The sequence below is a fragment of the Streptomyces viridochromogenes DSM 40736 genome, assembly GCF_000158955.1.
In the GTDB taxonomy this organism is placed as follows: Bacteria; Actinomycetota; Actinomycetes; order Streptomycetales; family Streptomycetaceae; genus Streptomyces; species Streptomyces venetus.
This window is the reverse complement of sequence record NZ_GG657757.1, coordinates 4273048-4298634: the sequence shown is the minus strand read 5'-3', so window position 1 is coordinate 4298634 and position 25587 is coordinate 4273048. Positions and strand designations below refer to the sequence as shown.

Annotated in this window: 19 protein-coding genes, 2 tRNA genes and 1 pseudogene; 16 read left to right on the top strand and 6 right to left on the bottom strand. The window is 72.4% G+C overall.

Annotated elements, in window-relative coordinates:
• A partial coding sequence (locus SSQG_RS18875; RefSeq protein ID WP_003991400.1) for a bifunctional DNA primase/polymerase occupies positions 1–606 on the bottom strand: 606 nt, incomplete at its 3' end.
• A gap of 338 nt (positions 607–944) precedes the next feature.
• Between SSQG_RS18875 and SSQG_RS18870 the strand changes: the two genes are divergently transcribed.
• The 7 genes from SSQG_RS18870 (at position 945) to SSQG_RS18840 (ending at position 7459) form a co-directional block, all read left to right on the top strand.
• Positions 945–1271 (top strand): hypothetical protein, encoded by a 327-nt coding sequence (locus tag SSQG_RS18870; RefSeq protein ID WP_003991399.1) that lies wholly within the window; start codon positions 945–947, stop codon positions 1269–1271.
• 167 nt (positions 1272–1438) lie between these two features.
• Entirely contained in the window at positions 1439–2413 is a 975-nt protein-coding gene (locus SSQG_RS18865; protein ID WP_003991398.1) for a bifunctional MaoC family dehydratase N-terminal/OB-fold nucleic acid binding domain-containing protein, read from the top strand.
• Positions 2410–2805, top strand: a complete 396-nt coding sequence (locus tag SSQG_RS18860) for a MaoC/PaaZ C-terminal domain-containing protein (RefSeq protein ID WP_003991397.1) — start codon at positions 2410–2412, stop codon at positions 2803–2805. The genes SSQG_RS18865 and SSQG_RS18860 overlap by 4 nt, the downstream gene beginning before the upstream one ends.
• Positions 2802–3974 (top strand): lipid-transfer protein, encoded by a 1173-nt coding sequence (locus SSQG_RS18855; protein ID WP_003991396.1) that lies wholly within the window; start codon positions 2802–2804, stop codon positions 3972–3974. Before SSQG_RS18860 ends, SSQG_RS18855 begins: the two co-directional genes overlap by 4 nt.
• Before the next feature lie 133 nt (positions 3975–4107).
• Positions 4108–4668: a SigE family RNA polymerase sigma factor gene (locus SSQG_RS18850; RefSeq protein ID WP_003991395.1), complete on the top strand. Its 561-nt coding sequence runs from the start codon at positions 4108–4110 to the stop codon at positions 4666–4668.
• Positions 4669–4827: 159 nt separating this feature from the next.
• Positions 4828–6474 carry a long-chain fatty acid--CoA ligase gene (locus tag SSQG_RS18845; protein WP_039935188.1) on the top strand — a complete coding sequence of 549 codons (1647 nt, stop codon included), beginning with the start codon at positions 4828–4830 and terminating at the stop codon, positions 6472–6474.
• 97 nt (positions 6475–6571) lie between these two features.
• The gene (locus SSQG_RS18840) at positions 6572–7459 is read left to right on the top strand and encodes a hypothetical protein (protein WP_003991393.1); all 888 of its coding nucleotides are present in this window, start codon (positions 6572–6574) and stop codon (positions 7457–7459) included.
• Positions 7460–7490: 31 nt separating this feature from the next.
• Here SSQG_RS18840 and SSQG_RS18835 read toward each other — a convergent pair whose 3' ends face one another.
• A complete protein-coding gene (locus SSQG_RS18835) occupies positions 7491–8690 on the bottom strand; it encodes an MFS transporter (RefSeq protein WP_003991392.1) in 1200 nt (399 codons plus the stop codon).
• A gap of 129 nt (positions 8691–8819) precedes the next feature.
• Here SSQG_RS18835 and SSQG_RS18830 point away from each other — a divergent pair, with 129 nt between their 5' ends.
• Entirely contained in the window at positions 8820–9398 is a 579-nt protein-coding gene (locus SSQG_RS18830) for a TetR family transcriptional regulator (protein ID WP_003991391.1), read from the top strand.
• Between the two features lie 90 nt (positions 9399–9488).
• Here the strand turns inward: SSQG_RS18830 and SSQG_RS18825 are convergent.
• Both SSQG_RS18825 and SSQG_RS18820 read right to left on the bottom strand, forming a co-directional pair.
• A pseudogene (locus tag SSQG_RS18825) lies at positions 9489–14487 on the bottom strand (PAS domain-containing protein).
• A 300-nt stretch (positions 14488–14787) separates the two neighbouring features.
• Positions 14788–15255: an SSI family serine proteinase inhibitor gene (locus SSQG_RS18820; protein WP_003991389.1), complete on the bottom strand. Its 468-nt coding sequence runs from the start codon at positions 15253–15255 to the stop codon at positions 14788–14790.
• Positions 15256–15584: 329 nt separating this feature from the next.
• Between SSQG_RS18820 and SSQG_RS18815 the strand changes: the two genes are divergently transcribed.
• Positions 15585–15675 (top strand) — tRNA-Ser (locus SSQG_RS18815).
• A gap of 175 nt (positions 15676–15850) precedes the next feature.
• Positions 15851–15923: transfer RNA gene (locus SSQG_RS18810), tRNA-Arg, on the top strand.
• 50 nt (positions 15924–15973) lie between these two features.
• Here SSQG_RS18810 and SSQG_RS18805 read toward each other — a convergent pair.
• On the bottom strand, positions 15974–16921 hold the full coding sequence (locus SSQG_RS18805) for an MIP/aquaporin family protein (protein ID WP_039933093.1): 948 nt from the start codon (positions 16919–16921) through the stop codon (positions 15974–15976).
• Positions 16922–17416: 495 nt separating this feature from the next.
• Positions 17417–17893, bottom strand: a complete 477-nt coding sequence (locus SSQG_RS18800) for a MarR family winged helix-turn-helix transcriptional regulator (protein WP_039933092.1) — start codon at positions 17891–17893, stop codon at positions 17417–17419.
• 101 nt (positions 17894–17994) lie between these two features.
• Here SSQG_RS18800 and SSQG_RS18795 point away from each other — a divergent pair, with 101 nt between their 5' ends.
• The 6 genes from SSQG_RS18795 to SSQG_RS18770 all read left to right on the top strand — a co-directional run bounded on the left by SSQG_RS18795 (position 17995) and on the right by SSQG_RS18770 (position 25497).
• Complete coding sequence (locus tag SSQG_RS18795; protein ID WP_039935186.1) at positions 17995–18432, top strand: HGxxPAAW family protein; 438 nt, start codon at positions 17995–17997, stop codon at positions 18430–18432.
• A 79-nt stretch (positions 18433–18511) separates the two neighbouring features.
• A complete protein-coding gene (locus SSQG_RS18790; protein WP_003991385.1) occupies positions 18512–19384 on the top strand; it encodes a DUF2797 domain-containing protein in 873 nt (290 codons plus the stop codon).
• 104 nt (positions 19385–19488) lie between these two features.
• Positions 19489–20229, top strand: coding sequence for a response regulator transcription factor (locus SSQG_RS18785; protein WP_039933088.1), 741 nt, complete (start codon positions 19489–19491; stop codon positions 20227–20229).
• Positions 20226–21830 (top strand): sensor histidine kinase, encoded by a 1605-nt coding sequence (locus SSQG_RS18780; protein WP_003991383.1) that lies wholly within the window; start codon positions 20226–20228, stop codon positions 21828–21830. Before SSQG_RS18785 ends, SSQG_RS18780 begins: the two co-directional genes overlap by 4 nt.
• A 14-nt stretch (positions 21831–21844) precedes the next feature.
• Positions 21845–23224, top strand: coding sequence for a bifunctional glycosyltransferase family 2/GtrA family protein (locus SSQG_RS18775; RefSeq protein ID WP_039933083.1), 1380 nt, complete (start codon positions 21845–21847; stop codon positions 23222–23224).
• Positions 23221–25497, top strand: a complete 2277-nt coding sequence (locus tag SSQG_RS18770) for an ArnT family glycosyltransferase (RefSeq protein ID WP_003991381.1) — start codon at positions 23221–23223, stop codon at positions 25495–25497. Before SSQG_RS18775 ends, SSQG_RS18770 begins: the two co-directional genes overlap by 4 nt.
• Positions 25498–25587 lie beyond the last annotated feature (90 nt).

Sequence of the window (25587 nt, the reverse complement as noted above, 5' to 3'; positions counted from 1 at the left end):
CAGCAGGCGCAGGAGGGAGCGGGGGCAGGGGGCGGGAGCCAGGTGGGCGGTTCCCGGGGCCGCGGCGTACACGCCCTGGCCGGTGCGGGAGCCGGGCCCGACGAGGTAGCCGCCGGCGCCCCGGATGTCGATGCCGGGGGCGAGCCGGCCCGCCGAGTTGGGGACGACCACCTCGGACGGGCCGCTCAGCCAGAGGTGCCGTCCGCCGGACGGGGTCACGATGACCACGGTCGGCGGAATGGTGAACAGGTGCCGCAGGGCCAGCTCGCGCAGGGCGGCCGAGGAGTCCGTGCCGGTCTTCACGTCCAGGTCGAGGCCGATCAGATGGTGCGGGGGCAGTCCGCAGGCGATGCCGTACCCGGTCGCCCAGGGTGCGGCGGCGAACAGTTCGCGGATGCGGGCGGGGTCGCTGGAGGCGTCGTGGACCCCGTGGCCGAGGCGGCCGCACTCGCCGTGGCAGGGGGCGGGGACGGGGGCGTCGCGGTGCGGGGAGCGCAGTGCCGGGAGCTTGGTGCGGGACAGGGGGATGACGGCCAGTCCGCGTTCGGCGGCTGACAGGGCGTGTGCGAGGGCCAGCGTCGTGGCCTGCCGGTCGGTGGTGGCCATGACGCCATTTTCGTACGTGCGTTCGAAAAAAGAAAGAGGGAACGGGTGTGACCCGCCGGGCGGGAGGGTTCCAGGGGAAAAGTGCCGGAACGCTTCACCCCTTGTGGCGCTTGGATGTGAACCGCCCCTTGTGTCCCCATCGGGGGCGGAAATGGCGTGAAGGGGTTTATCGACTTGTCATCACGCTTGCGTGCGAATAGCGGCTTCCGGTGTGGTTCGCCGCCGGTCCGCCGGGCAACTCTGGACTCGCGACGTCGAGCAACGGACCAGGGCGGCCGGCCAACCTCCCTGGTGGCAGCAGTACTTGATCTTGATCTGCAGTCCTGGAGGGACAACACATGGCAAGCATCCGTACCGCCCGCGTCATCGCGGCCGTCTCCGCCCTTCCGCTCGCAGCCGCCCTCTTCACCGGTGTCGCGACGGCGGACAACGGCGCCATCGCGGACAACGGATCGATCGCGTCCGTCACGGAGGCCGAGTCGGGTGTCCTCGGCAGCGGCGTCGGCGGCGACAACTTCGGCACCGTGGCCACCACCAACCAGCAGGCGGTCGGCGAGGGCGCCTCGAACCAGAGCAACACCGCCCAGGTCAACGGCTCGGAGTTCGCGGCCGTCTACCAGGGCAACGACAACACCGCCGTCAACTTCACCCCGCTGTGGTGGTGAGCTGAGCGGGCCGGTGCACCGGCATCGGCCCGCCGTGCGTGGGGGTGTGCTTCGTGGGGTGACAAGCGTCTGAGCGGCGGTACTCCGGTACCGCCGCACAGGCGTTTTCGCGTCCCCGGGCCACGACGTCTTGACGGACCAGCCGATCTGACGGACAGTCAGAAACCGTGAGTGGTGAGCCGGAGGTCCACGAGGAGTTCGAGGCGCGGCTGAAGACCTACGAGGGCCGGCCCGCCGCCGAGACCGGGGTCGGCCGGGACCCCGTCAACGAGCCGATGATCAGGCACTGGTGCGAGGCCATGGGCGACACCAACCCGGCGTACACCGGACCGGACGCCATCGCTCCGCCCACGATGCTCCAGGCGTGGACGATGGCAGGCCTCACCGGCCGCCCGGAACGCGCCGCGGCCTACGACGAACTGCTGCGCCTGCTCGACGAGTCGGGCCACCACGCCGTCGTCGCCACCGACTGCGAACAGGAGTACCTCCGCCCCCTGCGCCCCGGGGACGCGATCACCTTCGACTCGGTCATCGAGTCGGTGTCGGAGCGGAAGACGACGAAGCTGGGGACGGGATACTTCGTCACCACCCGCACCGACGTCAGGGCGGGCGGCGAACTCGCCGGCACCCACCGCTTCCGCATCCTCAAATACGCGCCCGCACGCCGGCCCCGCCCGGCGCCCGCACGCCGGCCGGGGCAGCCGGGGGAACGCCGGCCCCGCCCGGTCGTCAACCGCGACAACGCCGGCTTCTGGGAGGGCGTGACCCGCCACGAGCTGCTGATCCAGCGCTGCACCGACTGCCACACCCTGCGTTTCCCCTGGCTGCCGGGCTGCAACAGCTGCGGCTCCGCGCAGTGGGACACCGTGGCGGCGAGCGGCGAGGGCACGGTCTGCTCGTACGTCGTCATGCACTACCCGCCCTTCCCCGCCTTCGATCCGCCCTACGCCGTCGGGCTGATCGAGCTCGCGGAGGGCGTGCGGATCGTCAGCAACGTGGTCGGCGTGCCGTACGACAAGGTCCGGATCGGCATGCCCGTGCGGCTGGAGTTCCGGCGGTACGACGAGGAGCTGGTGCTGCCGGTGTTCCGGCGGTACGACGAGGAGCTGGTGCTGCCGGTGTTCGAGGGGGTGCCGGAATGAACGTCGGTGACCGCCTCCCGCCCCTGGAGATCCCCGTCACGCGCACCCTGATCGTCGCCGGGGCGATCGCCTCCCGCGACTACCAGGACGTCCACCACGACCCGGAGCACGCCCGGCACAAGGGCTCCCCCGACATCTTCATGAACATCCTGACCACCAACGGCCTGGTCGGCCGGTACATCACGGACCACTTCGGCCCGCGGGCGGTGCTGCGCCGGGTGGCCATCCGGCTCGGCGCCCCCAACCACCCCGGCGACACGCTGGTACTGACCGGCACGGTCGAGGCGGTCGACGGCGACACGGCGACGGTCCGGGTCGTCGGCGCGAACGGCATCGGCAAGCACGTCACCGGGACGGTGACGGTCACCGTGCCCGCAGGAGGCCCGGTATGAGTCTGCGCCGGCGCGACACCCTCGGCGGCCGGGCGGCCATCGCCGGCATCGGGGCCACCGAGTTCTCCAAGGACTCGGGCCGCAGCGAACTGCGCCTGGCCGTCGAGGCGGTGCGCGCGGCCCTGGACGACGCGGGACTCACCCCCGCCGACGTGGACGGCATGGTCACGTTCACCATGGACACCAGCCCCGAGATCACCGTGGCCCAGGCGGCCGGCATCGGCGAGCTCTCCTTCTTCTCCCGGATCCACTACGGCGGCGGCGCGGCCTGCGCCACCGTCCAGCAGGCGGCCCTGGCGGTCGCCGCGGGCGTCGCGGACGTCGTCGTCTGCTACCGGGCCTTCAACGAGCGCTCGGGCCGCCGCTTCGGCTCAGGGGTGCGGCACCGGGAGCCGTCGGCGGAGGGCGTGGCACTCGGCTGGCCGCTGCCGTTCGGCCTGCTCACCCCGGCCTCGTGGGTGGCGATGGCGGCCCAGCGGTACCTCCACACCTACGGGCTGACGCCGGAGGCCTTCGGGCACGTGGCCGTCGTCGACCGCGGGTACGCGGCGACCAACCCGGCGGCGTACTTCCACGGCAGGCCCATCACCCTGGCCGACCACGCCGCGTCCCGCTGGATCGTTGAGCCGCTGCGGCTGCTGGACTGCTGCCAGGAGACGGACGGCGGCCAGGCGCTCGTCGTCACCTCCGCCGAGCGGGCCCGCGACCTGCCCCACCCGCCCGCCGTGATCGCGGCGGCCGCCCAGGGCGCGGGCCGCGCGCAGGAGCAGATGACCAGCTTCTACCGGGACGACCTGGCCGGCCTGCCCGAGAGCGCGGTCGTGGCCCGGCAGCTGTGGCGGACGTCGGGGCTCGCGCCGGCCGACATCGACGTGGGGATCCTCTACGACCACTTCACCCCGTTCGTGCTGATGCAGCTGGAGGAGTTCGGCTTCTGCGGCCCCGGCGAGGCGGCGGACTTCGTGGCCGAGGGGCGCCTGCCGCTCAACACGCACGGCGGACAGCTGGGGGAGGCGTACCTGCACGGGATGAACGGGGTGGCGGAGGCCGTCCGGCAGATCAGGGGCACGGCGGTGAACCGGATACCGGGGGCGCGACGGGTCCTGGTGACGGCGGGGACCGGCGTACCGACGTCGGGTCTCGTACTGACGGCCGACCCTCAAGGGTGAACCCGCAGTACCCCGGGCCCGCCGCTCCACCTACAGGAGGTGCGGTAAGCCCTACCCCTACAACCTGAGGGGGACCCCGCTTCGGGACCTGCGGCCGATCCGCAGGTGGGGGCGCCGCTCATAGCGTTGAGCCATGACCACACTCGTCTGCACCAGCGCGTCGAGGGCCGCTGCACCAGCGGCGCAGACCCTTCCTTACCCGTCGTTCTCGTCGTACGTCAAGGCCCGTCAGCCGGTGCTGCTGCGTACAGCGCGCTCGCTCACCGGCAACCAGAGCGACGCCGAGGACCTGTTGCAGACCGCACTCACCAAGACGTACGTCGCCTGGGAGCGCATCGAGGACCACCGCGCCCTCGACGGCTATGTGCGCCGGGCGCTGCTGAACACGCGGACCTCGCAGTGGCGCAAGCGCAAGGTCGACGAGTTCGCCTGCGACGAGCTGCCCGAGCCGGAGCCGGTGGTCGGCGCCGACGACCCGGCCGAGCAGCAGGCGCTGCGCGACGCGATGTGGCGGGCGATCATGCGGCTGCCCGCCCGGCAGCGGGCGATGGTGGTCCTCAGGTACTACGAGGACCTCAGCGAGGTCCAGACGGCCGAGGTGCTCGGCGTCTCGGTGGGCACTGTGAAGTCGGCCGTCTCCCGCGCGCTGGGCAAGCTCCGCGAGGACGCTGAGCTGGGACTTGTCCGCACGTGAGCGGATGTGTCGGCTGCCGGTGAGCGATCGCGTCGCCCGACGTGCACTGATCGATCACCCGGTCCTAGTGACATACCGCGCGGTATGTGCGCAGAATCAGCGCAACCCTTACCACCGCGTAGGCAATGTCGCCCCCGGGAGGACGCCGTGCTGAGCACGATGCAGGACGTACCGCTGCTGATCTCGAGGATCCTGACCCACGGGTCCACGATCCACGGGACATCGCAGGTGACCACCTGGACCGGTGAGGACGAACCGCACCGCCGCTCCTTCGCCGAGATCGGCGCCCGCGCGGCCCAGCTGGCACACGCCCTGCGCGAGGACTTCGGGGTCGTAGACGACGACCGGGTCGCCACCCTGATGTGGAACAACGCGGAGCACACGGAGGCCTACTTCGCGATCCCGTCCATGGGCGCGGTCCTGCACACCCTGAACCTCCGCCTCCCACCCGAGCAGCTGGCCTGGATCGTCAACCACGCGGCCGACCGGGTGATCATCGTCAACGGTTCGCTGCTCCCCCTGCTCGCCCCGCTGCTCCCGCACCTGAAGACGGTCGAGCACGTGGTCGTGAGCGGCCCCGGAGACCGCTCCCTGCTCGCGGACGCCACCGCCCAGGTGCACGAGTACGAGGACCTGATCGCCGGGAAGCCGACGTCGTACGACTGGCCGCAGCTGGACGAACGCCGGGCCGCCGCCATGTGCTACACCTCCGGCACCACCGGCGACCCCAAGGGCGTGGTCTACAGCCACCGCTCCATCTACCTGCACTCCATGCAGGTCAACATGGCCCAGTCGATGGGCCTGACCGACCAGGACACCTCGCTGGTCGTCGTCCCCCAGTTCCACGTGAACGCCTGGGGCCTGCCGCACGCGACCTTCATGACCGGTGTGAACCTGCTGATGCCGGACCGGTTCCTCCAGCCGGCGCCCCTCGCCGCGATGATCGAGGGCGAGAAGCCGACCCACGCGGCGGCCGTCCCCACCATCTGGCAGGGCCTGCTCGCGGAGCTGACCGCGCACCCCCGGGACGTCTCGTCCCTCACCCAGGTGACCATCGGCGGCTCGGCCTGTCCGCCCTCCCTCATGGATGCCTTCGACAAGCTGGGCATGCGGGTCTGCCACGCCTGGGGCATGACGGAGACCTCCCCGCTCGGCACGATCGCCCGCCCGCCGGCCCACGTGGTCGGCACGGAGGAGGAGTTCGCCTACCGCCTCACCCAGGGCCGCTTCCCGGCCGGCGTCGAGGCCCGCCTGACCGGACCCGGCGGGGAGCGCCTCCCCTGGGACGGCGAGTCGGCCGGCGAGCTGGAGGTGCGCGGCACGTGGATCGCCGGGGCCTACTACAACGGCCCGGACGGTGAGCCCCTGCGCCCCGCCGACAAGTTCAGCGAGGACGGCTGGCTCAAGACCGGTGACGTCGGCACCATCTCCCCCGACGGCTACCTCACCCTCACCGACCGGGCCAAGGACGTCATCAAGTCCGGCGGCGAGTGGATCTCGTCGGTGGAGCTGGAGAACGCGCTGATGTCCCACCCCGACATCGCCGAGGCGGCCGTCGTCGCCGTCCCCGACGAGAAGTGGGGCGAGCGCCCCCTGGCCACGGTCGTCCTCAAGGAGGGCGCCACCGCCACCTTCGAGTCCCTGCGCGCCTTCCTCGCCGACGAGGGCAAGATCGCCAGGTGGCAGCTCCCGGAGCGCTGGACGATCATCGAGACGGTCCCGAAGACGAGCGTCGGCAAGTTCGACAAAAAGGTGCTGCGCAGGCAGTACGCGGAGGGGGAGCTGGACGTGACGTCCCTGGGCTGATCCGGCGGGGCCGGCGTTCGGACGACTCACCTGCCTCGACCCGTCGCGTCTGGTTGGATTGAGGGACCGGGCGCCGGGCCGGGGACGGGGGACGGTCATGCAGTTGGGTGCGGCTCTTGCCGTGGTGACGGCGGCCGAAGGTGTGCTGTCCGAGTTCCAGCAGAACCTCGTCGTCGCCGTCGTGGGCGTGATCCTCGGCATCCTGGGAACCGTCGCCATCGAGCGCATGAAGCTCCGCCGCGAACCGACCAAGCGGCTCTCCTGGGACGCCGAGGTCCACAACGCCATGGTGTCCACGGACGACACGCTTCGCCGCCTGCTCCGGCTGAGCTACAACGACTACCCCATCGAGGGCCTGAGTTCGGTCGAGTTCCGGGTCGAGAACAGCGGCAACCGGGTCGTCAAGAACGAGCGACTGCGCTTCTGCTTCCCGCGCGGCGCACAGGTCATCGAAGCGGTGCCGACCTCGCAGCCCGAGCGTGAGATGGGGGTGTCCAGGCGCCGGGATCTCGAGCAGGACGCGAGCGAAGCCGTTTTCGTCATCGGCCATCTCGAGCGGGGCCGGTCGGTGACGCTGCGGCTCTCCGTCGCCGCCCGGGACATCACCGGCTGGGAGGTCGTGGATCACAACGAGGAGGGGGACGTCGACTTCCATGAACGCACGGCCGCCCGCAGGAAGGAAGACCGGGAACACGTCCCCACCTTCTTCGCGCTGGCGTTCCTGACGTTCACCGTCCCGCCCCTGGCCGCCCTGCTCGGCTATGTCGGGCAGCTGGCCGCCGTGGTGCTCGGCGTCGCCCTCCTGATCAGCGTCGCCCCGCACATCGCCCCTGTGGGCCGCACCCTGCGGGACTTCCTCACCAGGCCGGAGCCGCCCCAGGCCGGCATCCACATCGGGTCGGTCGACTCGTCCACGTTCGCGATCGGCGAGCGCAGCTCGGCTTCCTCCGAAGTGCCGCGCCAGCTGCCTCCCCAGCCGTCCTGACGCCCGAGCGGCCCCTCCGGTGGCCTGGCCTTCACCGGCGCACGGCGGTCAGCCCCCACCCCAGCACCAGCCACACCCCGGCCACCGCGCACACCCCGCCCCAGCCGTAGTGGCTGTAGGCGAACCCGGCGAGGGCCGAGGCGGTTGCGCCGCCCGCGAAGCCCGCCACCACGTAGGCGGTGTTGGCGGTGGCCGGGGCGGACGTGGCCGTCAGGGCCAGGGTCTGGTTGGCGACGTGGGACGCGACGAGCGCCGCGTGGATCGCGATCGCGGCGGCGAACAGCGCGCCCAGCACGTGCCCGCCCAGCCAGAACAGCGGCACGGACACGGCGGCGAGCAGATACGCGGACCGCACGACCCGTGCCGCGCCGAACCGGTCCACGAGCCCGCCGGCCAGCGGCGCCACCGCGCTCGCCGTCAGCCCGAAGAGCCCGAACAGCCCGGCGGTCGCGGTGGAAAGGCCGTACTCCGGGCCGGTCAGCAGCAGCGCGAGCGAGGTCCACAGCGCGCTCCAGGCGCCGAACATCCCGGCCTGCCGCACGCAGGCCCGCCACAGGTCGGGCGAGTGCCGCAGCACCGAGGGCAGGGCGACGAGGCCCGCGAAGAGCGGGCCTTCCCGCCGCCGCTGCGACGGCAGGACGAGGGCGGTCGCGAGTCCGAGCACGAGGGTGAGCACGGCCGCGCCCCCGAACACCCACCGCCAGCCGAAGGCCTGACCGGCCAGACCGCCCAGCACCCGGGCCGCGACGATGCCGGTGAACAGTCCCGCGATGACGGCCGCGACATGCCGGGCCCGCCGCTCGGCGGGGGCGCGTTCGGCGACCAGCGGGACGAGCAGCTGGGGGATCACGGTCGCGGCCGAGGCGACGAAGACGGCGACCGCGAGGGTGGCGGCGCCGGGGGCGGCCGCACTGGCGGCCAGTCCGATCGTGGTGACGAGCGTGAGTCCGGTGACCAGCCGGCGCCGGTTCGCGCTGTCGCCGAGCGGGGCGAAGAAGAGCAGGCCGACCGCGTAGCCGAGCTGGGCGACCGAGGCGATCCAGGCGAGGGCCGAGGGGGCCGAGCCGAAGTCGCGGGCCATGAGCGAGAGCAGCGGTGCGGCGAGGTAGATGTTGGCGGCGGTGACCGCGCTGCACACCGCGAGCAGGGTGAGGAAGAGGCCGGGGGCGGGCGTACGGGTCTGCCGCACGGGGGTCGCGGCCCGGGCGGCGGTGGTGGTCGCTGACGGCATGGGAGGGGACTCCTTGGAGTCGGCTCTAACAACTAACTGGTTGGTTGGCTGGCGGGGGAACAGTCTGGGCCGCCCCGCCATTCCCTGTCAACCAAACAGTTGGTTACCCGGCGCGCTACCCTCTCCCCCATGGCACCAAGGGACCCCGAGGCCACCAAGGCACGGATTTTCGAGGCGGCGGTCGCCGAGTTCGCCCGGCACGGGATCGCCGGGGCCCGCATCGACCGCATCGCCGCCGAGGCGAAGGCCAACAAGCAGCTGATCTACGCCTACTTCGGCAACAAGGCGGAGCTGTTCGCGATCGTCCTCGAGAAGAAGATGCTCCACCTCGCCGAGGCCGTCCCCATCGACCCGGACGACATCGAGGCCTGGATCGACCGCCTGATGGACTACCACGCCGCCCACCCGGAGCTGCTGCGCCTGCTCTTCTGGGAGGGCCTGGAGTACGGCAGCTCCGAACTGCCCCACGAGTCCGACCGCCAGGAGCACTACGCCCGCAAGGTCGCCGCCCTCCAGGACGGCCAGGACCGCGGCGTCGTCACCGACGCCATCCCGGCGGCCGACCTGCTGTTCCTGCTGACCGCCCTGGCCAACTGGACCACCGTCGTCCCGCAGATGCGGCGCATCCTGGTCGGCACCGGCGAGCCCGACCGGGACCGCCTGCGCGCCTCGGTCAAGGAGGCGGCGCGCAGGCTGACGGCACGCTAGTGCCGCGGCAGGCAACGTTTGCCCGTCAAGGGCCGGGCGTCGCGACGGGGCGAACGTTGCCTGTCGAGGCACTAGGGCCGGCCGGTCGCGTCAGTTGGTCCCGATCCGGCTGAGCAGTTCGACGATCCGGGTCTGCACCTCGGCGCTGGTGGAGCGCTCCGCGAGGAAGAGCACCGTCTCCCCGGAGGCCAGCCGCGGCAGGTCGGCCTGGTCGACGGCGGCGGTGTAGACGACGAGCGGGGTGCGGTTCAGCTGCCCGTTCGCCCGCAGCCAGTCCACGATCCCGGCCTGCCTCCGGTGCACCTGCGTCAGGTCCATCACGACGAGGTTCGGCCGGAAGTCGCTCGCCAGCGTCACCGCGTCGGTGTCGCTCGCGGCCCGCGCGACCTGCATCCCACGCCGCTCCAGCGTCGCCGTCAGCGCCAGCGCGATCTCCGCGTGCTCCTCGATCAGCAGCACCCGCGGCGGGTGCTGCTCGGTGTCGCGCGGCGCCAGCGCCTTCAGCAGGACGGCGGGGTCGGCACCGTAGGCCGCGTCCCGCGAGGCCTGCCCGAGCCCGGCCGTGACCAGCACGGGCACCTCGGCGGCGACGGCGGCCTGCCGCAGCGACTGCAGGGCCGTACGCGTGATCGGTCCGGTCAGCGGGTCCACGAACAGCGCGGCGGGGAAGGCCGCGATCTGCGCGTCGACCTCCTCGCGCGAGTTCACGATCACCGGCCGGTAGCCGCGGGTCGCTCAGCGCCTGCTGCGTGCTGACGTCCGGCGCCGGCCACACCAGCAGCCGCCGCGGGTTGTCCAGCGGCTCCGGCGGCAACTCGTCGTCCATCGGCTGCGGTCGGGGCGGATCGGCCACCTCGACGGCACCGCCGGGCCCGTCCAGCGGCTCGGGCCCCTCGGCCGCGTTCACGTCCGGCGCGCCTATGGCGTACGACCGTCCGTTGCCCTCGGTCATCTGCGCCAGCCGCGACTGGCCGGCCAGGGACGGCTGGCCGGGGACCGTTGCGGGAGTGGGCGTGGGGCCGGGCGCGGGGGCCGGGGCACCCTGCGGCGGCGTCGGCTCGGCCGCCGGATGCTGCCGTGCGGCCTGCTCCGGGCGGGCGGCCTGCTGCGGGCCGGGTGCCTGCGGCGGGCGGGGCGCCTGGCCCTGGCGGGAGGGCTGTTCGGGCGGTGAGGGCTGTTCCGTACGCGCGGCCGGGTCGGGCGGCGTGCCGAGCTTGCGGCGCCGGCCCGAACCGCCTGACTGGTGCGGGGGAGGCGTCGCCGGGCCCTGGGGTCCGGCGGAGGGGTGCGCGCCGGGCAGGCCCGACGGCTGCTGGACCTGGGCCGCCTGCCGGTTGAACGGCACGCCCTGTCCCAGCGTCCGGACGCTGATCGCCCGCCCCTGCGTCGAGTTCGGATCGACGGGCGCGGTGGCCTCCGCGGGCAACGGCTGCGCCGCCCGCTGGGCCGGCGCCATGCCCTCAGGCGGCAGCGGGGTGCCCGGAGCCGGGGTGCTCGACTGCGGGGCGGCCTGGGCCGCTGTGCCGTTCGCGGGGGGCTGGTGGTGCCCGGTGCCGTGGGGAGGCACCGACTGCGCCACACCGTTGGGCGGCAGGGCGACACCGACCCCCGTGCTGTCGTCGGCGGCGGGCCAGGGCTGGGGCCGGGGGGCGGGAGTGCCCTGGGCCGGGGTCATGTGTGCCGGGGCGCCCGGAGCCGGTGTTCCCTGGGCCGAGATTCCGGGCGCCGGGGTGTCCTGCCCGGGGGCTGCCTCGGCGGGCAGCGGCAGGCCGGTGGAGGGGTGCTGCGGCTGGGGCTGCGCGGCCTGGGGCTGCGGCTGCTGGGCCGGGGACGCGGGCGCGGGCGCGGGCGCGGGCGTGGGCTGCACGGCCTGACCGGGTACGAAGGCCTGCACGCTGTCCCCCGAGACCACCCGGGGCGGGGCATGGACACGCCCGGTGCGGGGTACGGCGACGCCTTGCGGAGGCACGGCGGCACCCTGGGGCGGGACAGCGGTGCCCTGCGGAGGCACGGCGGCACCCTGGGGCGGGACAGCGGTGCCCTGCGGGGGTACGGCGGCACCTTGCGGGGGTACGGCGGCAGCCTGGGGCGGGACAGCGGTGCCCTGCGGGGGTACGGCGGCACCTTGCGGAGGTACGGCGGCGGCAGCCCGCGGCTGGGGGACGTTCCCCTGCGGGGCGATCTGCTGGGGAGGTACGGCGTTGCCCTGCGCCGGAATGGCCACGCCCTGCGGCGGCACGGCGATGCCGGGCGCGCCCTGGCCCGGTCCGGCCTGGCCCACGGGGACCTGACCAGCGGCCTCGTGCTGCCCGGGCGCCATGGGCCCGGGCCCCGTGGGGACGGCACCGGAAGGCGCGCCCGGCACGGGAACCTGATGTCCGGGCACCTGCGCCGCGGCCTCTTCGGCAGGCTGAGGCGCCGCCACGGCCCGCCGCCGACGTCCCGTGGGAGCACTGGTGGGGTGAGGCTGCGGTGGGGTGTGGTCGGCGGACTGGTCGTGCGGAACGGCGTCGTGCCGCCCCTCCTCGACCGCCGCCGTACCGGGGGAAGCCGAACCGGGAACGGCTACGGCCCCCTGCCCCGGTAGGCCCTGCCCGCCAGGCACGCTCTGTCCGCCAGGCACGCTCTGTCCGGCCTGAGGGTTCTGCCCGGCCCCGGGGGCCTGAGCGGCCCGGGGTGTCTGATCGGCCTCGGCCGGCGGCAGGGCGAACACCGGACGCGGTCCCGCCGCCCCCTGCGCCGCCGCCCGCTCCTGAGCGGCGGCCAGCGCCCGCCGCCGACGCCCCGTCGGCTGCGGAGCCTCACCGGCACCGGAACCGGAACCGGCACCGGCCTCGCCGGACGGCGCGGGCAGCGCCGGCGGCAGTGCGTGCTGCGCGGCGGGCTCGGGCCGGGCCAGCCCCGCGGCGCCCACGGGCACGCCCTGCGGCGGCACCGTCCCGCCCAGCCCCGTACCCGAGGCGGCGGTACCCGCCGCGTGCTCGGCGGCCGTCATGACGGCCCCTTCGGCGACACCTTGGACGGCACCCCCGACGGGCAGGGCCGCAGGCGCGCCGGCGTCCTCGGCCGCACGCCCGCGCCGCCGCCCGGTACCGCCCGACACGGCCGCGCCCTCACCAGAGGCCTGCGCGGGCAGGGCGGCCGGCGCCCCGGCGGCCCGTCGCCTGCGCCGCCCGGTGGGCACGGCCCCCTCGGCACCAGGCTCACCGGCACCAGGCTCACCGGCACCGGACTCACCGGTACCGGCCCCGTCCGCGGCCTCACCCGCGACGTCACCGTCGAGGAAGGCGTCGGTGGTGGCCCGCCGGGCCCGCCGGCGCCCCCCACCGGAGGTCTGCCCGGCAGCCTGCCCGGAGGCCTGCTCACCGGAGGCGGCGTCAGCACCCTCGCCGACCGCCGGAACAGCGGCATCCGCGGCGACGGCCCCGGCCCCACCGCCGATCGGCACCTCGAGGACGTACGCGTTGCCGCTCATCCCCGGCACTTCGTGCGTCTGCAGCACACCGCCGTGCGCCCGGACGATCCCGCGCACGATGGGCTCGTGCACGGTGTCGCCGCCGGCGTACGGCCCGCGCACCTCGATGCGTACGACCTCGCCGCGCTGCGCCGCCGCCACCACGACGGTGTTGTCCAGGTAACCGCCCGCCGACACGGGCGTGTTGCCGGTCGCGTCGACCCCCGCCACGTCGGCGACCAGATGCGCGAGGGCGGTGGCGAGCAGCCGGGCGTCGACCTCGGCCTCGATGGGCGGCGCGTGCACGGCGAACTGCACCCGCCCGGGCCCGATGAGCTCGACGGCCCCGTCGACCCCGGCGGCGACGACGGCGTCCAGCATCACCTTGGTACGGGAGACGCTCTCCCCGCCGGTGTCGAGCCGCTGGTACCCGAGGACGTTGTCGATGAGCGTCGTGATGCGGGAGTAGCCGGCGGACAGGTGGTGCAGCACCTGGTTGGCCTCGGGCCACAGCTGCCCGGCGTCGTCCGCGGCCAGCGCGGCCAGCTCACGGCGCAGCTCCTCCAGCGGCCCGCGCAGCGACCGTCCGAGCAGGGTCAGCAACTGCTCGTGCCGGGCGGCGAGCGCCTCGTAGCGGTCCTTCTCGCGCTCCCCGAGGGCGGCGTACCGGTCCTCGTTCGCGCCGAGTTCCTCGGCGTGCCGCTCGCGCAGCTCCTCCAGTTCGGTGACGTGCTGCTGGCGCAGTGCGGTGAGCTCGGAGGCGTGTTCCTCGGCGACCCGCTCCAGCTCCTCCTCGTGGCGCTTGTCCGCCGCCTCCTTCTCCTCGACGACGGCGTCGTACGGCCGCCGGTCGGTGAAGGTCATCACGGCGCCGACGAGCTGCTCGCCGTCGCGCACGGGCGCGGTCGTCAGATCGACCGGCACCTTGCCGCCGTCCTTGGCGTACAGCACCTGCCCGCGCACCCGGTGCTTGCGCCCGGAGCGCAGGGTGTCGGCGAGCGGCGACTCCTCGTACGGGAACGGCGAGCCGTCGGCACGCGAGTGCAGCACGAGGTCGTGCAGTTCCCGCCCGCCGAGATCGCTGGCCCGGAAACCCAGGATCTGAGCGGCGGCCGGGTTGACGAGCACGATCCGTCCGTCGGTGTCGGTCCCGACGACACCCTCGGACGCGGCCCGCAGGATCATCTCGGTCTGCCGCTGCGACCGCGCCAGCTCCGCCTCGGTGTCGACGGTCCCGGACAGGTCGCGTACGACGAGCATGAGCAGCTCGTCGCCGGTGTAGCCGTAACCGTCGTAGGCCTGCTGCCCGTTCTCGAGATTCGCACTGGTGACCTCGACGGGGAACTCGGTCCCGTCCGTCCTGCGCGCGATCATCCGGGTCGGCTTGGTCCGGGCGTGCGGGTCGAGGTGCTCCGGCCGCCGCATGGAGCCCGGGATGAGCTTCGAGTCGAACTGCGGCAGCAGGTCGAGCAGTCCGCGCCCCACCAGAGCGGTGCCCGGAGTCTCGAACGCCTCGAGGGCGATGGTGTTGGCGTTGACGACCGTCCCGTTCGCATTGACCAGCACCAACGCGTCGGGAAGGGCGTCCAGTATGGCTGCGAGGCGAGCAGCGCCTCGGGATGGCCTGCTGCTCACGAGACGCTTCCTCCCTGTTACCGCACCTTGCCGACCGCTCGGGCCATCTTGCCAACCGGCCCGCGGCGTGTCACGCGAGGGAGTCTAAGGGCTGCGGTTGCGCTCGCGACGCCGGATGCGGGCGAGGTCGCACGAGCAAGTGACCCCGAACTGAGGACCGAGTAACCGCCGAACGCCCGCCCTCCTGCAAGGACGTCGCGGGACCTTCGCGGGACCTTTACGAGGGCAGGGTTTCTGTACCTTTTTGCCCGGGTGGCCGGATGGTGGCCGCCGGTGGCCGGATAGAACTCAGTGACGGACTCAGTGACGTTTCCCGGACCCCACGGCCGGCAGCAGGGGTACGAGCCGGTCCCAGCGGGAGATCTGGCAGCCGTCACGACGGTCGTACCGGGCGTCCACAGGGCGCCCGTCCCAGGTCCCGGTGATGTGCGCGGTGGCCGGTCCGCCGTACTGCATGGTGCAGAAACCGCCTTCCGGCGCGGGCGCGAAGACCTCCGTCCCCCACCGTGTGTCGCGCTCCACGGCGGCGCAGGCGCCCTGCGGGTCGGGGTGGTTGCCGCCCTCGGGCCCGCAGTACAGCTCGAACGTCCCGTCGGCCCCGCCGCCGGCGTTCCGCACGGTCACGGTGAGGTGGTTGCGCTCCTCGCCCGGGGCGAGGCCCACGCGCTGCCCCTGCCGCAGGCTCGCGTCGAGCCCGGCAGTGGACCGCCCGGCGTCGGCCCGCCCGGAACCGGACTGCCCTGCCTGGGCGTACGCGACCGGGGACACCGCGGTGAGTGAACCGAGGGCGGCGACGGAGGCGGCGGCCCCGACGACGAGACGCCGCAGACCGGGACGAGGGGCGATCCGGGGTGCGGTCCGGGGCGCACCCCGGCGAATGGTGATCAGCATGCCCTGACTAACGCCGGGCGGCCCACTACGTTGCGCGCCGGTACCCGGGCGCCGTACGACTGCCGCGCACGCCCCGCCACCGGCCGCACAAGGCCTTTGCCCTGCGACCTTCCCGCCTAGTACCGTGGGGGTCGATTGGTGACAGCACGCTCGACTGTGTCATCATCGGCAGGCACCGACTCGCGCTCGCGCGGGGTATGTGCACTGGAGGCGTCGCCTAGTCCGGTCTATGGCGCCGCACTGCTAATGCGGTTTGGGTCTTAAAGCCCATCGAGGGTTCAAATCCCTCCGCCTCCGCACCCGATCACGAAGCCCCGGTCATCCGACCGGGGCTTCGCTGTCGTTGCACCTGTTTCCGCAGGCCACAAGGGGTGCGGGGAACGGATTTCACATGGCGGCGGCAGTCATGTAATGTTCTTCCTGTCGCCGCGAGCGAGCCGGAAGGCCCGGGAGCGGCGATAAAACAGAACAAGCACTCGTAGCTTAACGGATAGAGCATCTGACTACGGATCAGAAGGTTGCAGGTTCGAATCCTGCCGAGTGCACACAGAGCAGAGGCCCCGGAGAGATCCGGGGCCTCTGGAGTTTCCGGGATCTACAGATCCTCCTCGTCGGTGGTCGGGCGCGTTCGGCCGGGCTCCGGGGCCTCGTGCAGCTGCGCGCGGACGTGGAGAGTGTCGCCGATGAACAGGTCGTACACCAGCACACCGATCACACCGCCGATGAGCGGCCCGACGATCGGGATCCACCAGTAGCCGCTGAACGCCCCTGACAAGCTGCCTGGGAAGGCCAGACTCTCCCATCCCTCCATCCAGGTGAACAGGCGCGGACCGAAGTCACGGGCCGGGTTGATGGCATACCCCGCGTTCGCCCCGTAGGACATGCCGATGGCCGCCACGACGAACCCGATGATGAGCGGGCCGAGGTTCGCCTTCACGGCCGTGTTGCGCAGGTCGATGATCGCCACCACCAGCAGGACGAGGAAGAATGTGCCGACCATCTGGTCGATCAGCGGGCCCCAGATGCCGCCGTGGAAGTACGGCGCCGGGAAGGTGGCGAAGATCGAGAACGAGGCGAGGGTTTTCCCGTTCGTCTTCGGGCCTTTCGACGCGTCGTCGAAGGCGTTGATGGCGTCGTGGTACACCCAGTAGACCAGAGCCGCCCCGGCCAGGGCGCCGGCGACCTGGGCCACCCAATAGGGGAGCACCTTGACCCAGGGGAATTTACGGCGCACGGCGAAGGCCAGGGTCACCGCGGGGTTGATGTGGGCTCCGCTCACACCGCCGGCCACATAGATGCCGGCCATCACGGCAAAGGCCCATCCAAAGGTGATCAGCAGCCAGTCTCCGGCAGCGAGGAAGATGACGGTGGGCCCCTCGGTACGACCCGACCCGGGCAGCGCTGCCACTGCCATGGCCACCACGCCGCAACCGAAGGAAATGAGGACGAAGGTCCCCAGGAATTCCGCAATGCATTCGCCCAGCAAGCCTCCGCGGCGCCTGAGCCGTGAGGGCTTCAGAAGGGGCTGGATCTCGACGGCCATGTGATCCTCCCAGACACTCGTGTGGCCGCGTCCGAGCGCGGCTGCCCGTGCCTTGATGCAGCGGGGAAAACGAGACGCCTGGGGTTCCGCTTTCCTGCCGCGCTGTCGAGCGTCATTCCGTGTCGCTACCGTAAGTCCGCTCTGCGGCTACCGCGAGTCGACACCGGTGTGGCCAGGGCGGGGCCCTGTCGGAGCGGGCGAATCCCCGGCCTGATCATGGAGGACGCTGCTCAGGCGGCGCCCACGCACGTCGCGTGGCCATGGGGGGCGTCACGACCTTCACTCCCCGGGCGCCGACCCCACGGCTATGCCGTCGCCCCGGCACCCACCGCGGGGATGAAGGCCATGGTGTCGGCGCCCGGCGCGGCCGGAAATGCGGGCTCGGCCTCGAATGCGGAAGGTATTGGTGAAATGGTCAATGACCCCGGCATGTAGTTGCTTGCATTGTGTACGGCAAGGGCCTTTTCTTTCTGGTACGGGACGCGGGGGCTAGGTTCAGCCGGTTCCGCAGTGTTCCTCCAGATAGTTCGCCGCCAGGGTGCTCGCCCGGGTGAACCAGTCGGTCAGGACCGCGATCTCGGCGGGGGAGTAGTCCGCGAAGAGTTCGGTGAGACGGGCGTAGTACGGCTCGTAGACCTCTCGGACGCGGGCGACCGCGTCCGGCTGGGCGGCTACGCGGACGCGTCGGCGGTCGGCCGGGTCGGGGCGGCGGGTGATGTAGCCGGCGCGCTCCAGGCGGTTGAGGATGCCGGTGACCGCGCCCGTCGTGACGTGGACGCGGGCCGCCAGGTCGCCGGCCGTGGGCAGGTTCTCCCCGGCCTCGATGACGTAGGCGAAGCAGGTGAGGTCGGTCACACTCAGGCCCACCTGCTGGGCGATCTCGTGCTGTCCGACCAGGTGAGTGGCGATGAGGTGATCCATCGCCGCCAGTGCCTGCTCCGGCGTGGCGGCCGGGCGCGGCTTGTCTTGCATTCCCAGATCCCTTAGTTCGTGAGACGTTTGGGTTTGTAACTTCTTAGTGGGTGAGGGGTTCGGGGCGCGTGTCCATGAGCCCTGGCGTGAGGGGGCAGCACATGAGCGCACATCAGTATGACCACGGGCACACGGTCGCCGGCTGGGTCGGATTCGGGATCGCGAGCGTCGGGGCAGGTCTGGTGGGGGCGGGGGTGTGCTTCGTCTCGGGTCTGCTGATCGCCGGTGGGTTTGCGGTCGCTGTGGTCGCTCTGCTCGTCACCTGGGCGCTGCACCTCGCCGGCTGGGGGAAGGGCCCGGGGACCCGGCCCCGGGACGAATGGGGGTGGCGGGTGCGGGAGTCGGGGGCTTCGGCCGGGCATGCCGGGTGCCTCGGGTGCCGGCTCGCGGGGCGTGGGCGTACGGCGCCCTCGTCCCGTACGGCGGAGGTGGCCGCGGGCGGTTCCGCCGGCGGTTCCGTGGACGGTTCCGTGCGCGGAGAGGTGAGCGTGGGCGGGGAGTCCGAGGCCGCCACCGCGGGGGCCGAATCCGGGCGTTGACGGCGTTGGCGGCGATGACGGCGTTGGCGTCGCCCCACCGGGACGCCGTTGTCAGTGGTGCCCTCTACTCTCGGCAGAGATGGCACGCACATGGAAGTGCACGGGGCTGCGGTGGTCGGCGGACGGTCCGGTGCTGGTGTGGGAGGGCGGTCGGCGCAGCGCGCTGACCTGGGGGAAACGGGTGGCCTTCGAGGTCCCGGAAGGGGGTGGGCGGACATGCGTGGGGGCTCGGGGGCATGCGTGTCCGGTCGGGGCGGCCGTGCCGGGGCGCAGTACGGGGGCGCGGTGCGAGGAGTGCGCGCGGCTGGACCGGGCGCGCTCGGTGGCCGCCGACACGATCGCGGACGACCCACGGCCGTACCACGTGTATCTGGCGTGGTTCGGGCCCGGGATGACCAAGGTCGGCATCACGGCGCAGGAACGGGGATCGGCCCGGCTGCTCGAGCAGGGTGCCGTCTGCTTCACCTGGCTCGGCGTCGGGCCGCTGATGGCCGCGCGGCGCACCGAGGAGCTGTTGCGGGCCGCGCTGCGGGTGCCCGACCGGATTCCCTACGCCGAGAAGCGGGCCGTGCGGGCCGCGTTGCCGGAGGCGGCCGCTGACCGGGCCGGGGAGGTCGCCGAGCTGCATGCCCGGGCGGTGGCGCTCGGCGGCTGGCCGGAGTCGCTCGTGCGGGAGCCCCTGCGCGTCGTCGATCATGCCGAGGTGTTCGGGCTTGCCGGGTTGCCCGTCGCGGTCGGGGAGGTGAGCGAGCTCGCCGCCGGTGGGTCCGTCAGCGGGGAGCTGGTGGCTGCCGCCGGGCCGGATCTGCACCTGGCGACCGGGGGTGGGGTCGTCGTGCTGGACACGCGGCTGCTGACGGGGTGGGGGCTGGTGCCCGCCGCGGGTGGTGAACTGACCGTTCCTGTAAGGGAGTTCAGGGAGGTCCCAGGCGTGCAGGACGGGTTGTTCTGAGCGCGGGCGTTCCCAGGCGTTCCCTGGGAAGCGCCTGTGTGTTTCTCAGGCAATTCACAGGTTGTCGAAAGGGCGCTCTCAGAGGTCCTCGACATCGTGTTCGCATGACCACGACCTCGCCCCAGGGGCGCACCGAACTGCTGAGGCCGGACGGGAGCCCCGTCCGCGTGCTTGTGGTGGACGACGAACTGTCGATCACCGAACTGCTGTCCATGGCCCTGCGCTACGAGGGATGGCAGATCCGGAGCGCGGGAGACGGCCAGGGCGCCATCCAGAGCGCGCGCGACTTCCGGCCCGACGCCGTCGTGCTCGACATGATGCTGCCCGACATGGACGGGCTGGCGGTGCTCGGGCGGCTGCGCCGCGAACTGCCGGACGTGCCGGTGCTCTTCCTCACCGCCAAGGACGCGGTCGAGGACCGGATCGCCGGGCTCACCGCCGGTGGGGACGACTACGTCACCAAGCCGTTCAGCCTCGAAGAGGTCGTCGCACGGCTGCGCGGGCTGATACGCCGGTCCGGCGCCGCCGACCGGCGCTCCGAATCCATGCTCGTCGTCGGCGACCTCACCCTCGACGAGGACAGCCACGAGGTGACGCGGGCCGGGGACAACATCCACCTGACCGCGACCGAGTTCGAGCTGCTGCGGTTCCTGATGCGCAACCCGCGGCGTGTGCTCAGCAAGGCGCAGATCCTCGACCGTGTGTGGTCGTACGACTTCGGCGGCCAGGCCAACGTCGTCGAGCTGTACATCTCCTACCTGCGGCGGAAGATCGACGCCGGGCGCGAGCCGATGATCCACACCCGGCGCGGTGCCGGTTATCTGATCAAGCCCGCGGTGTCATGAGCGGACGACGACGGCCGCGTACGCAGCAGAGAGCGGGCAAGCAGGCGCGAGCGGGCAGGCCCCGCACTCTGCGGACGCGGCTCGTCGTCGCGTCCGTGGTGCTGATCGCCGTGGTGTGCGCGGTGATCGGAACCGTGACGACGCTCGCGCTCAGGTCGCATCTGTACGAGCAGTTGAATGAGCAGGTCGACGACACCGGCAAGCGTCTGTCCGGGCCCATGAAACCCCGTGGCGAGAACGACGTCGACGTGACGGACAGGATCACGGGCTACCTCAGTGGCCCGGCGCAGCCGGAGACCATCGCCGCCGAGCTCGGCGCCGACGGGACGATCACCCGGGCGGCCTTCGCCAAGCAGGCGTCCAACGTGAACGGCCCCTTCCAGAAGAACATCCCCGTCGACCTCACCGACGAGCAGAAGGCCGCCCTCGCCGAGGTGCCGACCACGGGCATGCACACCGTCGACATCCCCGGACTCGGCGAGTACCGGGTGCAGTACGTCAACGGGAAGGACGGCGGCCGCTACTACGTCGCCCTGCCCACCGAGTCCGCCAACAACACCATCAACACCCTCATCCTCGTCGAGGTGAGCGTCACCGGCGCCGGACTGGTCGCCGCCGCCATCGCCGGATCCGTCCTCATCGGCGTCGCCACCCGCCCCCTCCGCCGGGTAGCCGCCACCGCCACCCGCGTCTCCGAACTCCCCCTGCACACCGGCGAGGTCAATCTCAGCGAGCGCGTCCCCGACTCCGAGACCGACCCGCACACCGAGGTCGGGCAGGTCGGTGCCGCGCTCAATCGGATGCTCGACCACATCCACGGCGCCCTGCACGCACGGCAGCAGAGCGAGACGCGGGTCAGGCAGTTCGTCGCCGACGCCAGTCACGAGCTCAGGACCCCGCTGGCCTCCATCCGCGGGTACGCCGAGCTGACCCGACGCGGCAGAGAGAAAGTAGGGCCCGACACCCGGCACGCCCTCGGGCGGATCGAGTCCGAGGCGGGCCGCATGACCCTGCTGGTCGAGGATCTGCTGCTGCTCGCCCGGCTGGACGCCGGACGGCCGCTGCAGTTCGAGCAGACCGACCTCGTGCCGCTCGTCGTCGACACCATCAGCGACGCCCGAGCCGCCGGCCAGGACCACAACTGGCGCCTCGACCTGCCCGACGAGCCCGCGCTCGTGTCGGCGGACGCGGCCCGGCTCCAGCAGGTCCTCGTCAACCTGCTCGGCAACGCGCGCAACCACACCCCGCCCGGCACGACCGTCACCGCACGCGTCCAGCGGCGCGGAACGTGGCTCTGCGTGGACGTCGAGGACAACGGGCAGGGCATTCCCGCCGAGTTGCTCCCGCACGTCTTCGAACGGTTCGCGCGCGGCGACTCCGCGCGGTCCCGCGCCACCGGCTCGACCGGACTCGGCCTCGCCATCGTGCAGGCCGTGGCGACCGCGCACGGCGGTGCCGTCACCGTCGACAGCGTGCCCGGACGGACCGTCTTCACGGTGCACCTGCCCGCGTCGCCGCCCCAGCCGCAGCCGGAGATGAGCTGGCAGCAGCACTCACAGGCATGCCACAGCGTCACCACATGGGTGCGACAGGGCGCCTGACGACAGTCGGTTCCATGCGAACCGACTCTTCTCCCGGCACCCTGCCGGCGCGGGAGCACCTCCCGGCCGCACCAGCCGGTACGCCTGTCCTGGACGTAGTGATCCCCGTCTACAACGAGGAGAAGGACCTCCAGCCGTGCGTCCGCAGACTCCACGAGCACCTCGTGAGGACGTTCCCCTACGCGTTCCGCATCACGATCGCGGACAACGCCTCCACGGACGCCACCCCGCAGGTGGCGGCGTGGCTGGCGGCGGAACTCCCCGAGGTCACCACCTTTCGGCTGGAGCAGAAGGGCCGTGGCCGGGCCCTGCGGGCCGTCTGGTCGGCCTCGGACGCCCCGGTCCTCGCTTACATGGACGTGGACCTGTCCACCGACCTCAACGCCCTGCTCCCGCTGGTGGCGCCGCTGATCTCCGGCCACTCGGACCTCGCGATCGGCTCCCGGCTCGCCCGCAGCTCGCGCGTGGTGCGCGGCCCCAAGCGGGAGTTCATCAGCCGCGCCTACAACCTCATCCTGCGCGGCTCGCTCCAGGCCCGCTTCTCGGACGCCCAGTGCGGATTCAAGGCGATCCGCCGTGACGTGGCGCAGGTGCTGCTGCCGCTGATCGAGGACACCGGCTGGTTCTTCGACACCGAGATGCTGGTGCTCGCCGAGCGCGCGGGGCTCCGTATCCACGAGGTGCCGGTCGACTGGGTCGACGACCCCGACTCGACCGTGCACATCGTGAAGACCGCGACCGACGACCTCAAGGGCGTGTGGCGGGTGGGCAGGGCCCTGGCCACGGGTTCGCTGCCGCTGGACCGGCTCACCCGGCCGTTCGGCGACGACCCGCGCGACCGCGAGATCAAGGACGTGCCGAGGGGCCTGGCCCGGCAGTTGGTCGGCTTCTGTGTCGTCGGCGGTCTGTCCACCCTCTTCTACCTGCTCCTCTACAGCGGCTTCCGGGTCTTCACCGGCTCCCAGGTCGCCAACGCCCTCGCCCTGCTGGTCTCGGCCGTCGCCAACACGGCCGCGAACCGGCGGCTCACCTTCGGGGTGCGCGGGAGCGGCGGGGCGGTGCGTCACCAGGCGCAGGGCCTGGTCGTCTTCGGTATCGGGCTCGCCCTGACCAGCGGTTCGCTCGCCGCCCTCGGCGCGGCCACGACCGAGCCCGCGCACTCCACCGAACTGGCCGTTCTCATCGCCGCCAACCTCGCGGCCACCGTGCTGCGCTTCCTGCTCTTCCGGGCGTGGGTGTTCCCCGACCGGCGCGAGGACGACTCGCCGGTGCTCGCCTCGTACGACACCACCCGGTTCCGCGCCGGTGAAGCCGCGGACGGCTCCTGGCGGGACGTGACCGTGCAGCTGCTGCCGGTGCGCCCGCACGACACCGATTCGAGGGACCTCCGATGACCGTCCACTACGACCGGCAGACCTACGACACCTCCGACAGAGCGTCGAGTCCCGAGACCTGGACCCGTCGTCCCCCGGCACCCCCGCCCTCCCTCGACGCGGGCGACCCCAAGCGGCCCCTCCCGCGGCGGCTGTGGCGCGGCCGGCCCGAGGACCCCCGCTGGGCCCGCCCGGCCTTCCTCGGCCTGCTGCTCGCCACCCTCGTCCTCTACCTCTACAACCTGAGCGCCTCCGGCTACGCCAACTCCTTCTACTCGGCGGCCGTCCAGGCCGGCAGCCAGTCCTGGAAGGCGTTCTTCTTCGGCTCGCTGGACGCGGCGAACGCCATCACCGTCGACAAGCCCCCGGCCGCCCTGTGGCCGATGGCCCTGTCGGTGCGGCTCTTCGGCCTCAGCTCGTGGGCGATCCTGGCCCCCGAGGTCCTCATGGGCGTCGGCACGGTGGCCGTCGTCTACGCCGCCGTACGCCGCCGGTTCAGCCCCGCGGCCGGACTGATCGCGGGCGCGGTGCTCGCGCTCACCCCCGTCGCGGCGCTGATGTTCCGCTTCAACAACCCGGACGCGATGCTGGCGCTGCTGATGGCCGTCGCCTGCTCCCTCGTCATCCGGGGGCTGGAGGACGGCCGGACGAAGTGGCTGGTGTGGGCCGGCGCCGCGATCGGCTTCGCCTTCCTCGCCAAGACCCTCCAGGCGTTCCTGATCCTGCCGCCGCTGGCACTCGTGTACGCGGTGTGCGCGCCGGTCCCGGTGAAGAGGCGGATCGGCCAACTCGCCGCCGGACTGGCCGCGATCGTCGTCTCCGGCGGCTGGTGGGTGGCGATCGTCGAGCTGTGGCCCGCGTCCTCTCGCCCGTACATCGGCGGCTCGCAGAACAACAGCTTCCTGGAGCTGACCTTCGGCTACAACGGCCTGGGCCGTCTCAACGGCGACGAGACCGGCAGCGTCGGAGGCGGTGGTGGCGGTGGTGGCGGCAACGGCGGCGGTGCCTGGGGCGAGACCGGCTGGGACCGGCTGTTCGGCTCCAGCATCGGCGGCCAGATCTCCTGGCTGATCCCGGCCGCGCTGATCCTGCTCGTCGCCGGTCTGGTCGCCACGCTCCCCCACGCTCGGCTTCGCTCGAGCGGGGGGACCCCCATGGCCCGGCGCACGTCGGTGACCCGCGGTGCGTTCCTCGTCTGGGGCGGCGCGCTGATCACGACCATGCTGGTCTTCAGCTACATGCAGGGCATCTTCCACGAGTACTACACGGTCGCCCTCGCCCCCTACGTCGCGCCGCTGGTCGGCATGGGCTCGGTGCTGCTCTGGGAGAAGCGCGACAAGGCATGGGCGTCGCTGACCCTGGCGTCGGCGATGACCGCCACCGCGGCCTGGGGCTACGTCCTGCTCAACCGTTCCTCCGACTACCTGCCCTGGCTGAAGTGGCTGGTCCTGGTCGGCGGCCTGACGGCGGCCCTCGGACTGATCTTCGCCGGCCGGCTGGGACGCCGACTGGCTCTGGGCGCGGCCGGGCTGGGCCTCGCCGCCGCGCTGGCCGGTCCGGCGGCGTACACCCTCACCACGGTGAACGAGGGCCACAGCGGCTCCATCGTCACCGCGGGTCCCGCGGTGGCCGGCGGTCGCGGCGGACCGGGTGGCGGTGGCGGTCCCGGTGGCGGCTTCCCCGGCGGTGGCGGGTTCCCCGGCGGCGGCCAGAACCAGCGGAACGGTAACGGCAACGGCCAGGGACAGAACCAGAACCAGAACCAGAACCAGAACCAGAACCAGCAGGGCAACGGCTTCCCCGGTGGCGGGTTTCCGGGCGGCGGCCAGAACCAGCAGGGCCAGCAGGGCCAGCAGGGCCGGAACCAGCAGAACGGCGACGGAGGCCGTGCGGGCGGCGTGGGCGGCGGTGGCGGCATGGGTGGTCTGCTCAACGGCGCCAGTGTCAGCTCCGAGGCCAAGAAGCTGCTGGAGACCGACGCCGACCGGTACACCTGGGCCGCGGCGGCCATCGGTGCCCAGAACGCGGCGAGTTACCAGCTGTCGACCGGCGACCCGGTGATGGCCGTCGGAGGCTTCAACGGCACGGACCCGTCCCCCACGCCGGCCCAGTTCAAGCAGTACGTGACCGACGGGAAGATCCACTACTTCATCGCGTCCGGCTCGGGCGGTGGCATGGGCGGCAGCAGCGACGGCACGTCCTCCCAGATCACCTCCTGGGTCGAGGCCAACTTCAAGAAGGTCACGGTCGGTTCGGCCACCTTCTACGACCTCACGCAGAAGACGAGCAGCTGACAGTCGCACGAAGCGGGGAAGGGCGGTGACCGAAGCGGGGAAGGGCGGTGGCCGAGAGCCGCCGCCCTTCGTCCTGTCCCGGGAAAACTC